We start from the raw sequence: 12523 nt of genomic DNA, 5'->3' as shown, positions 1-12523 counted from the left end.
TTAATACAGCGTCTTCAATCAATTCAAAATGGTTTTCTTGGATTTAAGTAAAACTTTCATGAAGAGGATTTTATTAAATAAAGTGGAGTTGATAATATGAATGTTAATCGCGCAAAAGAAATCTCAAGTATGGGTGAAATGGTGAATGTTGAATTTGAAGGAGAATCCATTTACATACAATCTGTGAACGAAGAGCAAGAAACAGCACGCATTTTTCCGATAAACAACCCTCAAGCAGAAAAAAACGTACCAGTTTATCGTTTAACTGAACGATAAGTTATGACTGCAAAAAAGTCTAGGAAATGAAAAACAAGGCGAGAACCTTTATAAAAAGACTTTACTCTTTGTATAAGTTTCCCCTAACAAAATGGACTAACAAGTGATTGTTAGTCCGTTAATAACTCAAAACCTTCTCAATTATTAGTATTGAAGTAAACAAATACATCGTTACCTTCTACAACTTCTATAAATCCGAAACCTTTTTCTGATTTAAGCAATTTTACACTACAAATTGTTTTCAAAAGTAGTACCTCCAAAGATTTTTTAATACAGGGCTACTCGTACCGGAATAAATAAAATTCACATATTATAGAGAATATCAATGGTTGATATATAGATATTCTTTATAATATGTGAATAAAGCAGCTCTATATTTCGTTAGTTATAATAAAAAATAGTCTATATTTATTTATAAAAATTGCTGAATTTTCAAAACAACGAAAGCCCTACCTCTCCTTCGTCCTTACGGCTCCTAGTCCGCGCCAGTGTGAATTGATTAACATCTACTTACTCTTTATGATTTGATCACTCACACAACACTAAAATATTAAAGGTTTTTCAAGCACTAAATTCTATAATAACCTTTTTTCCTATAACTGTCAAATCATCAGTAATATTAATGTGCTTTCTTATTCATCCATTGAACAATTAATAACATAACCGAGGATATAAGGATCATCGACAATACCCATAACCATGCAAGGTCCATTTTTCCACTATCTATCGCTACATAAATGGCAGTTGAAACTGTTTGTGTCTTCCCTGGTATATTTCCCGCAAACATCAGAGTTGCCCCAAATTCACCTAACGCTCTAGTGAAACTTAAAACGAAACCAGTAAAAATATATTTTATTGTTAACGGAAGGGAGACTAGAAAAAAAACTCCTCCTTCATCAGCTCCGTCTACACGTGCAGCATTTTCAATATCGGTGTCAACATGTTCAAATCCAGCTTTTGTGACTTGATACATAAGGGGAAAAGCCACAACCGCAGCAGCAACAACCCCCGCCCACCAAGTGAAAATAATGGTTTCATTAAAAATATTTTCAATCACTTGACCTATAGGGCTGTTCATCCCAAATATAATGATCAAGAAAAAGCCAATTACAGAAGGCGGCAAAACCAGTGGTAAAATCAATACTGTTTCAACTAACATTTTCCCTTTAAATGAAGATTTTGCCATAAACCTGCCTATTAATGTACCCATTAAAAGGACAAAAACACTGGCAATTAAAGCAATTCTCACTGATAGAAAAATTGGATCCCAAAATTCATATGTCATTATTTATTCCCCATTTAATCCACATCTTGTTATAGTGATTCTTGAACTGATGTTGTCATCCACCACTAACAGGTGGAATAAATGCAACAGTATCACCTGTCTGTACAAGATCTTCTTCAAGTGCATATTCTTCATTTACGGCAACCATAACATTTTCTAGTGAACCTACTTCATACGTTTGACTAACAAAATCTCTTAATTCTTTAACCGTTAGTGAGTTTTTTTCAATTACAAGATTGTCCTTTCCAATCTTTTCTTGTAAGTGAGCAAATAAAAGTACTTTAATCATGTTTTTCCTCCAATGGCTTTCCACTTGGATATGGTGTTTTTTCTAATTGATCACCAATCCAAGCTTCTCCGTTTTCCCATATTTCTTTTTTCCAGATAGGGACAATTTGTTTAATTCGCTCTATTGCATATTCATTTGCTTCATACGCATCTTTTCGATGAGGTGTTGAAACCGCAATAACAACAGCAATATCAGAAATCTCTAATTTTCCAATCCTGTGTGTAATCGCTACTTTTGAATTCTCCCATTTTTCATTTATTTCTTTACCTATTTGAGCAAGCATTTTCACTGCCATTTTTTCATAAGCTTGATATTCTAATGACAATGTTCGTTTACCGTATGTAAATTCCCTCACCGTTCCAATAAACGTTGTTACAGCACCCGCTTCCCTGCGTATTACCTTTTTTGTCATTTCTTCTACTGAAATTGGATTTGTTACAATTTCAAACATTGGAATTGTCAATATATTCACCTGCTTTAGTATTTATTAACCAGTTTATACACTCTTTCATGTTAGAATAAACCCTGAATTTTTCGCTGTAAATTTTCGGTAAAGAAAAACTAGCTAGAATACAACAAACATTTTCAAGCTTGTCTAACAGCTCAATATCTTCTTCTCCTCGTAGTAGAACAACTTTCGGATATCGTTCAAATTTAAAACCTTCAACTAAAATCAAGTCTAGTTCAAACACATTATATAAAGTAATCATTTGTTTGAGAGTTAAAGTTAACTTGTCTGAAGACAAAATAAACGATCCATTGCCTTCAACAAGTGTAACATAAGCTCCTGCTTGACGATGCTTTCCTGTATCTTTTTGTTGATCATGATGAAGGGATGTTCCCCCATGTCCATGATGCTTAATTGTGCCTACTTTTAAATGCGCTTCTGCACAAGCTTTAATATATCCCGTTACAAATGTTGTTTTTCCACTATTTTGAAACCCGACTACTTGAAGGATTCTGCCCAAGGTTGTTCACTTCCTGTTTGATCTTCAATTAAAAGGACATCAATTGTATCTCCAGCTTTATATCCTCTTGTTCCTCCTGGTAATACAATAAAAGCATTTGCTTCAGCAAGTGATGTAACGACATTCGATTTATCTAATCCAACTGGTGTTGCTAGTACCTGCCCATTTTCCATCGAGATAAACCCTCTAACAAAGCGAGTGAAAGGATTTGGCTTTGGAAAATCCTTTCCTAAGGTTGCAGTAACCTTTTGAAGATGGGGATGTTTTGAATTTAAAAAGATTCTAACAATAGGACGTACAAATAACTCAAAACCAACGTAACAAGCAGACGGGTTGCCCGAAAGTCCAAACAATAATTTTCCATTTAACTCAGCTACTGTTGTTACACTTCCTGGTCTCATCGATACTTTATTGAAAAGAACATTTGCACCTAAACGTTTATAAATTTCGGGCAAATAATCATAGTCACCAACGGAAACTCCACCTGTTGTGATTAAGAAATCTACCTTTTCTAAAGCACTTGCGATCGCATCATAGCATTTTTCTAGATCATCAACAAGTTTCCCTAGATAAACAGGTGCAGCCCCGCTTCGTCTAGCTTGAGCTTCAATCATATATGAATTACTATTTCTTATTTTACCAGGAACAAGCGGCTCCCCAACATTTAATAACTCACTACCAGTAGCAATGATTCCAATTTTAGGCTTTTTTACGACAGAAACCTTTTCATATCCGAATGTTGCTAGCAATGCTATAACACCAGGGGTTATATATGTACCTTTTTTTACTAATACGCTACCTTCTGGTGTATCTTCCCCTTTAAATGACACATTATCTCCCTTTTTAAAAGGTCGTTTAATCGACATAAATGACTTATTCTCTTGTTGGTACATTTTCGTTAATTCCAACATAACAACTGCATCACTACCTACCGGCATCTGTGCACCAGTCATAATACGAATTGCCTGCATTCTTCCGAGTGTATATTCACTAACACTTCCTGCACCAATCTCATCAATTACTTCAAATTCAATAGGATGATCACTTTGAGCATGTATAGTATCGATAGATCTTATTGCGAAACCATCATACGGAGAACGATCAAACGGTGGAACAGGATGATCTGCAATAAGATCCTCTGCCAAAAAACGTCCATAGCTTTCTTGCAGTGTTACCTTTTCACCATTACCAACTATAGAATAACTCATGACTTTATTAATTGCTTCTTTTACAGCCAAAGGCTTTCTTTTTTCTATCATCATTTCCACTCCGATAAATAAAATATTATAATTAATCAGATTCTGCTATTTTATCATTATTTAGTATTTCAACATAATCATTTGGTGAGTTTATGTTACTAAATATTTTAGAATCTACCTTCAATTGATGTTCTGATACATAATAAACAGGTACCTTTTCAAACAATGACATCATTTTTAACTCATTGTTCAATAGCTGGTTCTCCACAACAGGTTGTATTGAATAGTGATAGATTCCTATTAAAGGATGAAGTTTACCATTCATTTTAGGAATAATTATTTTTGCACCTACACTTCTATATGTAAGGAGTGTTGATACAACTTTATCTGTTATTAAAGGAATATCACATGAAAGAAACACAAACCATTCGGCTTTTTCATCTTTCATTGCCGTATAAATTCCAGCAAGCGGTCCTTTCCCTTGTACGATTGGATCATCGTTCAAAACTTTTATATTCGTTTGTTTTTTAAATTTTTCAATTAAACTAGGGTGACTAATAATTGTTTGGCTTTCTGTTGAGCTTTCGAGTGCTTGTATGGAATACTCCCAAAACTCCTTACCTTTGTATGTAGCAAATGCTTTTGGACTTCCGAATCTACGTGATTGACCTCCAGCGAGCAAAACACCATGTGTTTCATTCAACTTTTACCACCTCTTTATAAACATCTTTCCTAATGAACAAACCAAAAAAGTCAGCTACCTTAATGGTAACCGACTAGGTTAAAATAATCTAATATCTTACTCTGCGGATGATTCTAATTCACCTAAAACACGATTCACCCGTTTTTCAAGCATTTTCATTCCGCTGCCACCGGCTTGAAAATGTCGAAGCTTTCCTTCCCTGTCGAAAACATAATAGGCAGGGACATATTGATTTTCTAAAGCATCTGTTAGTTTATGCTCACTATCAACAAAAATTGACTGTGTGATATCATGCTCTGCTGCAACTTTTTTTATTTCATCAATATTTAAATCATCCTCAGAACGAGGCATATGAACAGCTAAAACATTTAATTTGTTAGAATATTGATCGCGGAATTCATTCACTGCAGGCATTGCTTCTTTACACAAGTGACAGCTAATTGACCAAAAGTGGATCAGAGTCGGCTTATCACCAACTAAATCCTCTCTTGATACTTGGCCATTAAGCCACTCCGTTGCACCGTTTAACTCAGGCATCGGTTCACGTAATTTCATTTGGTAACCCCCAAACACATTGGTAATTGAAAGAAGAAATGATTATTATACCTGAGGTCATAGAGTTGATTGACCTGGTTTCCAGTTTGCCGGGCATAGTCCACCTGTTTGAAGAGCTTGTAATACACGTAGTGTTTCATCAACATCACGGCCAATATTATTATGGTTAACAACAGCATATTGTATTTCACCTTCTGGATTAATAATAAACAACCCACGAAGTGCAATACCTTCTTCTTCAATTAACACACCATAATCGCGAGAAACAGAATGGTTCGTATCAGCTGCCAATGGATAGTTTAAATCTCCCAAACCATTTTCTTTACGATCAGTCTTAATCCATGCAAGATGGGTATGAATTGTATCTGTTGAGACACCAATTACTTCTGCATCTAAATCTTCAAACTCTTCATATCGATCAGAAAGGGACGTTATTTCTGTAGGACAGACAAAGGTAAAGTCCATTGGATAAAAGAAAAGCACAGTCCATTTGTCATTTTTCATATTTTCCTCTAAACTAACTTTTCCAAATTCTTTGTCATCCATTACTGCATCCATTTCAAATCGAGGTGCTTGTTTACCCACCATACGTTCAGCCATATCTCATACCTCCTAATAAAAGAATGTTTTCCATACTTTTTATAAAAAATTATAATGAGTTAATTCACACTGACAATTCGCTAATTTTTAGTTACAAGTTTTTTTACCATTATCATTATGGTCACCATTTAAGTATTTCATGCAAAAGCATTTTGATTGATCACTAAAAATCCATATCATTTTAGACACAATAAGCTAAATTCCTTCATTTTTTACACAGAATATGTTTAACATAGTAGAAGTAGGGTATAAATAACTTGTTCTTTCTTTCAAAAATTAGAGCGTAATAACAGGTTGCGTGCAGTATTGAAAGGACCTCTATTTCGAGAAAGGATGTTGTACAATGGATTGGTTTGAGGAAATTGATTGGTCATCACTAATGACTGAAGCAGGAATTATCATTTTAAAACTTATAGGAATTATTATTGCTTTTTTAATCATAAAAGCAATCGGAAACAAAATTATCCGAAGAATGTTTCAACGTTTACAAGAACGTGACAATATTTCATCAGGTCGAGCTTTAACTCTCCAAAGTCTTTCACTAAATGTGTTTTCATATGTGTTAGTTTTTATTTTTGTTGTCATGATTTTTGAGGTATTTAATTATAATGCTTCTGCACTAATTGCTGGTGCAGGTGTTGTTGGGCTAGCAATTGGTTTTGGAGCGCAAGGGTTAGTTAGTGATGTCGTAACCGGCTTCTTTCTGTTATTAGAAAAGCAAATTGATGTAGAAGATTATGTTACTGTAGCTGGGTTTGACGGTGTCGTTGAACAAGTAGGGTTACGCACAACTCAAATTAGAGGATTCGATGGGACTCTTCATTATGTTCCAAACCGTGAAATCACAAATGTAAGTAACCATTCTCGTGGAAATATGAGAGCATTAGTAGATATTGGAATCTCTTATGATGATAATATTGATAAAGCAATTACTGTTTTACAAGATGTATGTGACAAATTTGCGGCTGAGGATAACACTGTTGTAGAGGGACCAAACGTACTCGGTGTTCAAGCATTAGGTGCATCTGACGTTGTCATTCGTGTGCTTGCAAAGACTGAAAACATGCAGCAATGGGCTGTTGAACGTAAATTACGTAAGGCGATGAAAGAGGCTCTTGATGCAAATGGAATCGAAATTCCATTTCCACATCAAGTATATGTTGAGAAAAAGAGTCAGTAATATTTAAAGTAAAGAAGGGTACCCAAATTTTTTAGGTACCCTTTTTATATTCTTTCATTGATTAACCAATCTTAAACCGGGCAAGTGATACAGATGAAAAACTAATCTAATCACTTGCCACATAGTTTTTACTAACGGTTGATTTTGCTTTCAACTTGCTGACAGATTTCATCAGCAGACATACCGCTTGCCTGAATAACAGATCCAGCTGTCACTACATTACTAATTCCCATTACGTTAGAATCCTGTCCTGTAATGACACAGCAGTCACAACCTTTTGCATCATTTTCATTTTTTAATTGGACAACGTCATAGCCTTTTTCTTGTAAAGCAGAAGTTACATCAGATAGTGATTGTTCTACACCGATTTTTGCCATAATTTATCCACCTCCTACATGTATTGTGTACATGGTTGGATAAAATATACTTTAATTCTTTCTCGTTTTTTAACTCAATTTAATTTTACATACTATATAAACAACCTTGTCTATTTTGTGATTTAAAAAACCCAATCATTATGATTGGGTTGCTTTGAACGAAATATATTTACTCATAACATTTACAGCAACCTCAATTGCTGCTTCATCTGGTTGAAGTTTTGCATGATGTAATCCGTATGATGAATTAACCCCTAGCCAAAACATGAATCCGGAAACTTGATCGACCATATAACCAAAATCTTCACCAGTCATTGCTTCTGAACACTCATTTACATGGTAAGACGTATTTTCAGATATATAATCCATAAATTCTGTTGTTAAAGCTTCATCATTAAAGACTTGATGATACATAGAGCCATAATCAATTTTGGCTTGACATGAATATCCAATTTCAATTCCTTTTACGATTGCTTCAATTCTTTCCTTTACCCTATCCATTGATTCAACTGAAAGCGTACGAATGGTTCCTTCTAATCTAGCGTTTTCAGCTATAATGTTCTGGACTGTTCCACCAGTTATCTTTCCAATTGTAATAACTGCGCTATCTAATGGATCAACATTGCGTGCAACGATTGATTGCAGCTGAGTAACAAGCGAGCAAGCCGCAACAACCATATCATTTGTTGTATGAGGATATGCTGCATGGCCACCTTTTCCTTTGAGATCTATGAACAATTCGGAGGTATTGGCAAAAAGCAAACCAGGTTTTGTCGCAATTGTACCTACTGGAAGCTCGGGAGAAATATGAAGTGCAGTAATAATGTCCGGTCTCCATTCTTGGGCTATTTCACTATTTAACATTGGTTCCGCTCCACCTGGACCTTCTTCTGCTGGCTGAAATAAAAACAAAACATGATCAGAAATAGGATTTTCAATAAAATGCATAAGAATTCCGATCGCAATTGTCATATGGAAATCATGTCCACATGCATGCATATAACCAGGATGTTCAGATTGGAAATCATAATCGGTTTCCTCAGTTATTGGCAAGCCATCAATATCCGCTCGGTAGCCAATTGTTTTCTTTGGGTTGGTTCCTTTTACTAACGCAAAAATTCCTGTTTTCCAAGTTCTTACTTCCAAACGGTCTTGTGGCAGCTTATTTAATAAATCTAGTAAATATTGCTGTGTTTTGAATTCCTGGAAACCAATCTCAGGGATACGATGAAGATCCCTACGAATTTGAATGAGATGTTCTTTCCCCAATACGACCATTCCTCTCTATACTTAAGGCGTGGATCATGATCCACGCCTTTTGTTCTTATAGCTGTCTTAATTCTTGCATTATTTCAGTTTTTGATTTTGTACTATCGTCAATATCCTTGATTTTACGAGCTGGAGCACCGTAAACAACTGTATAAGGCTCAACATCCTTCGTTACGATTGAACCTGCACCAACAACGGCACCTTTACCAACTGTTACACCTTCAAGTACAACAACATTAGCACCGATCATAACATCGTCTTCAATTACAACTGGTTTTGCAGAAGGTGGCTCAATAACACCAGCTAATACAGATCCAGCACCGATATGACAGTTTTTACCTACAGTCGCACGGCCACCAAGTGTAGCATTCATATCAATCATTGTACCTTCACCAATAACAGAACCAATATTGATTGAAGCCCCCATCATAATAACAGCATTATCACCAATTTCAACTTGATCACGGATGATTGCGCCAGGCTCAATACGTGCTTTAATACCTTTAAGGTCCAGTAAAGGAATTGCAGAATTACGTCGATCGTTTTCTACAACAAAATCCTCAATATTATTTTTGTTATTTTCTAACGCTTCTTGAATTTCTGCCCACTCTCCGAAAACGACACCAGTGTTTCCAGTAATAAATGTTTTTGCAGAATCACCAAAGCTTACACCTTCCAGATTTCCTTTTACGTAAACTTTTACAGGTGTTGATTTTGTACTGTTTTGTATAAATGAGATAATCTCATTTGCATCCATCATTTTCATATGTATATCCTCCTTGTACATTTCAGTCATTCTTTACTGTATCAAAGGATTCATCGGTTGACAAGCTATCTGCTAAATTTGTTATGCAGTCGGTTATGTTTTATGTTTTAAATTAAAGTTTAAGTATTTTTATACTCTTCCACTACTTCTAAAAACGCTTTAACTTGCTTTAATTCAAATGACGATTCAAAACCTAATAACCATGTATCTCTTTCAATAGGCTTACCATCTTCATCTAGAAGTGGAATTCTATAAACATCTTGCTGTTCTTCTTTAAGGGTAACAGATGGAAGAATCGCGTAACCGATTCCATTTAGAGCCATTTGTTTACAAGTTTCAATCTGATCAACAACAATTGTTCTTTTAGGTGAAGTATGAAATTGTCTGTGCCACCAATCTTGAATTTCTTGATAATAAGACGAATCACTTTTAAATTGTATAAAAGGTCTTTCTGTATGTAGAACATCTTCTATATTGTTAATTTCTGTGTCTACTAAATACAAAGTATCTGTTAATAAATGCCTCTTAATACCTTTCCAATCTGGATTTCCTCGAATAATACCTAAATGCACGTGATCTTCATACATACTTCTTAAAATCTCGCTGCTCCATCCAGTAATAAGAGATATTTTTGCATGTGGATATTTTCTTACATATGTTTTTAAAACACCTGGCAACCAATGCTGACCTATTATAGAGGCTACAGCAAGCTTCAAGGTGCCATGAACTTCTCCTTCCAATTCTAATATTTGTTCCTTTACTTTCTCCTCTTTGAAAACGACTTCACGTGCATATTGTATGACTTTCTCACCCGCTGGAGTTAGTGTTAACCCTTTTTGGGAACGAACAAAAATTTGTATTCCCCACGATTTTTCAATTGTTTGCAATCTCTGTGATAAAGCTGGCTGTGAAACAAATAGACGTTCAGCAGCTTTTCTCATATTCATTTCCTCTGATAAAACAACAAGCATCCGGAGCTCTGATGTTTGCATATAGCACCTACTTTATAAGTTTTTCTTATAATATGTATCAAAGAATATCTAATTTTATTATATTGATTTTAATTGTATGATAAGGATGAATAAAGGGTTTGTAAAGTAATAATTTCACCAGAAAAGGGGAATTGTTTTATGACATTGAGAATAACAGGACTTGATCATATTCAAATATGTGTTCCTACTGATCAAGAAGAAACCGCTCGTGGATTCTATCTTAACATATTAAACTTTGAGGAAATCGAAAAGCCAAAGAGTCTAAAGAATAACGGCGGTTTTTGGTGCTGTGCAGGCGACGCTTTTCTTCATATAGGTGTAGAGGAGTTTGTTACAATAACAAGCAAGCGTCATCCAGCATTTATTGTTGAAGATATTAATGAAACAAGAAAGCACTTGGAACGCTATCAGGTCCCAATTAAAGAAGATACACCTATTCCCGGGATTGTTAGATTTTCATGCTTTGATCCGTTTAACAACAGAATTGAATTATTACAAAGAATAGATGACTAAAAGACTGATGCTCACACATCAGCCTTTTGCTTTTTAGGTAATAACAATATGAACAAAAAGCTTAAAACAGCAAACCCAAATACTACCCAATAAACATCATTTAAAGCAATTTCAAGTCCTTCCTGTAAAAGAGATCTTGCCTGTACTGTTAGTTCGTTTCTTTGCTGATCATCGAGCAACATAGTAGTCGAGTCAAGGTTCATTTCACCCTCGACACCTTTGCTTGAATAAAAAGCAAGTAGCTGACTATTCAAAATTCCTCCTAAAAGAGCAGCACCTACTGTACTACCGACATTTCTCATAAACATATTAGTAGCAGTTGCAACGCCTCTTGTATTCCAAGGAACGGTGCTTTGAATGGAGACTATAAAAGCCGTAGTAGTTAACCCCATCCCAATCCCTATCAGAAAAGATCCAAAAGCAGCTAATAATGGACTATCACTTCCTGAGAGTATCGTAAACACAATACTTCCTAAAATAAGAGAAACTCCTCCCAAGATGGAGGTAGTACGGAAGCCAATTGACAATATGGCCTTGCCTGAAATTGTCGCAGCTATTGGCCAGCCTATGGACATTGTTGTCAATGTTAACCCAGCAATGATTGGTTTTTCCTCCATAACACCTTGAACAAAAGTAGGCAAAAACGTCGACAATCCGATTAATATTATTCCAGTTGTTAAAGAAGTTAAGTTTGCTATTAAAATTGAACGCTCACGCCAAAGCTCAAATGGCATCATAGGATCATCTACTTTACGCTCATAAAAAACAAAAATCACCAAACTTAGGAGCGAGAGTAAAGCCAGGCTGACAATAGGCCCGGATAGCCAGTCCCAGCGCCCCCCTCCTTCTACAAGAATAAACATAAATGTAGTTACAAATAACGTTAAAAGAAAGGCACCGACATAATCAATTTTTGGCTTACTCTTTTCAATTTCCTCATGTAGGAATAAATATAATCCAATGATCGCTAATATTCCTAATGGAACGTTAAGCCAGAAGACAAATCTCCAGCTTACAAATTCAACTAATAGACCACCAATTGCCGGCCCCATAATAGCCGAAATCCCCCACACACTTGATAAATAACCTTGTATTTTCGCCCGTTCTTCTTTTGTATAAATGTCTCCTATTATAGTTGATGCAATCGGCATTACTGCACCTGCCCCAAATCCTTGAACAAAACGGGCAAATATAAGCCATTCCATTGATGATGCTAATCCACAAAGGATAGAACCAATCAAAAAAATAACAATCCCAACTGTCAATACTGGTTTTCGCCCAAAAATATCGGATAATTTTCCATATAGTAAGACTGTAACAGCATTCATTAATAGATATGACGAAAACACCCAGCTATATAAAGAAAAGTCCTCAAGTTCTGCAACAATTGCCGGCATAGCTGTTGCAACAATTGTTGCTTCAATTGCCGCCATAAACATAGCTAACATAACAGTAGCCAATACATATGGTCTTTTGGTTATTTTAGAGTTTTGGCTATATGCTAAAAATTCTTTTCCTTCTCCCATTACTTGATCCGCCTTTTATGTAATA

Annotated in this window: 16 protein-coding genes; 3 read left to right on the top strand and 13 right to left on the bottom strand. The window is 35.4% G+C overall.

Translation table 11 applies throughout. The annotated features are described in order from the left end of the window. Positions 1-96: 96 nt before the first annotated feature. Positions 97-276 carry an H-type small acid-soluble spore protein gene (locus D9842_RS02980; RefSeq protein ID WP_121661213.1) on the top strand — a complete coding sequence of 60 codons (180 nt, stop codon included), beginning with the start codon at positions 97-99 and terminating at the stop codon, positions 274-276. A gap of 619 nt (positions 277-895) precedes the next feature. On the opposite strand, the gene modB is transcribed toward D9842_RS02980, so the two are convergent. The 8 genes from modB to D9842_RS02935 form a co-directional block, all read right to left on the bottom strand. After that, a complete protein-coding gene (gene modB / locus D9842_RS02970; RefSeq protein WP_121661211.1) occupies positions 896-1561 on the bottom strand; it encodes a molybdate ABC transporter permease subunit in 666 nt (221 codons plus the stop codon). 55 nt (positions 1562-1616) lie between these two features. After that, the gene (gene moaD, locus D9842_RS02965; RefSeq protein WP_121661210.1) at positions 1617-1850 is read right to left on the bottom strand and encodes a molybdopterin converting factor subunit 1; all 234 of its coding nucleotides are present in this window, start codon (positions 1848-1850) and stop codon (positions 1617-1619) included. Beyond that, positions 1843-2301: a molybdenum cofactor biosynthesis protein MoaE gene (locus D9842_RS02960; RefSeq protein ID WP_373995111.1), complete on the bottom strand. Its 459-nt coding sequence runs from the start codon at positions 2299-2301 to the stop codon at positions 1843-1845. The genes moaD and D9842_RS02960 overlap by 8 nt, the downstream gene beginning before the upstream one ends. Then, positions 2294-2818 (bottom strand): molybdopterin-guanine dinucleotide biosynthesis protein B, encoded by a 525-nt coding sequence (gene mobB / locus D9842_RS02955; RefSeq protein WP_121661208.1) that lies wholly within the window; start codon positions 2816-2818, stop codon positions 2294-2296. Before mobB ends, D9842_RS02960 begins: the two co-directional genes overlap by 8 nt. After that, positions 2797-4077 carry a molybdopterin molybdotransferase MoeA gene (locus D9842_RS02950; RefSeq protein ID WP_121661207.1) on the bottom strand — a complete coding sequence of 427 codons (1281 nt, stop codon included), beginning with the start codon at positions 4075-4077 and terminating at the stop codon, positions 2797-2799. Before D9842_RS02950 ends, mobB begins: the two co-directional genes overlap by 22 nt. Before the next feature lie 31 nt (positions 4078-4108). Continuing rightward, positions 4109-4720, bottom strand: a complete 612-nt coding sequence (locus tag D9842_RS02945) for a molybdenum cofactor guanylyltransferase (protein WP_121661206.1) — start codon at positions 4718-4720, stop codon at positions 4109-4111. Between the two features lie 96 nt (positions 4721-4816). Continuing rightward, complete coding sequence (locus tag D9842_RS02940; protein WP_121661205.1) at positions 4817-5275, bottom strand: TlpA disulfide reductase family protein; 459 nt, start codon at positions 5273-5275, stop codon at positions 4817-4819. 57 nt (positions 5276-5332) lie between these two features. Beyond that, the gene (locus D9842_RS02935) at positions 5333-5875 is read right to left on the bottom strand and encodes a peroxiredoxin (RefSeq protein ID WP_121661204.1); all 543 of its coding nucleotides are present in this window, start codon (positions 5873-5875) and stop codon (positions 5333-5335) included. Between the two features lie 343 nt (positions 5876-6218). Between D9842_RS02935 and D9842_RS02930 the strand changes: the two genes are divergently transcribed. Continuing rightward, a complete protein-coding gene (locus D9842_RS02930) occupies positions 6219-7055 on the top strand; it encodes a mechanosensitive ion channel family protein (RefSeq protein ID WP_121661203.1) in 837 nt (278 codons plus the stop codon). 131 nt (positions 7056-7186) lie between these two features. On the opposite strand, the gene D9842_RS02925 is transcribed toward D9842_RS02930, so the two are convergent. The 4 genes from D9842_RS02925 to D9842_RS02910 form a co-directional block, all read right to left on the bottom strand. Continuing rightward, a complete protein-coding gene (locus D9842_RS02925; RefSeq protein WP_098798024.1) occupies positions 7187-7432 on the bottom strand; it encodes a YkuS family protein in 246 nt (81 codons plus the stop codon). A gap of 138 nt (positions 7433-7570) precedes the next feature. Then, a complete protein-coding gene (locus D9842_RS02920; protein WP_251393799.1) occupies positions 7571-8701 on the bottom strand; it encodes an N-acetyldiaminopimelate deacetylase in 1131 nt (376 codons plus the stop codon). 55 nt (positions 8702-8756) lie between these two features. After that, positions 8757-9467, bottom strand: a complete 711-nt coding sequence (gene dapD / locus D9842_RS02915; protein ID WP_121661201.1) for a 2,3,4,5-tetrahydropyridine-2,6-dicarboxylate N-acetyltransferase — start codon at positions 9465-9467, stop codon at positions 8757-8759. A 119-nt stretch (positions 9468-9586) separates the two neighbouring features. After that, on the bottom strand, positions 9587-10459 hold the full coding sequence (locus D9842_RS02910) for a transcriptional regulator CcpC (protein WP_121661200.1): 873 nt from the start codon (positions 10457-10459) through the stop codon (positions 9587-9589). Positions 10460-10597: 138 nt separating this feature from the next. On the opposite strand from D9842_RS02910, the gene D9842_RS02905 reads away from it, so the two are divergent. Next, on the top strand, positions 10598-10972 hold the full coding sequence (locus D9842_RS02905) for a VOC family protein (protein ID WP_121661199.1): 375 nt from the start codon (positions 10598-10600) through the stop codon (positions 10970-10972). A gap of 11 nt (positions 10973-10983) precedes the next feature. Here the strand turns inward: D9842_RS02905 and D9842_RS02900 are convergent, their stop codons facing one another. Then, positions 10984-12498 (bottom strand): MDR family MFS transporter, encoded by a 1515-nt coding sequence (locus D9842_RS02900; RefSeq protein WP_121661198.1) that lies wholly within the window; start codon positions 12496-12498, stop codon positions 10984-10986. Between the last annotated feature and the right edge of the window lie 25 nt (positions 12499-12523).

Origin of the sequence: Metabacillus litoralis, assembly GCF_003667825.1 — a bacterium.
In the GTDB taxonomy this organism is placed as follows: Bacteria; Bacillota; Bacilli; order Bacillales; family Bacillaceae; genus Metabacillus; species Metabacillus litoralis_B.
Note: the sequence above shows the minus strand (reverse complement) of the source record. Positions and strands in the feature narration are given on the sequence as shown.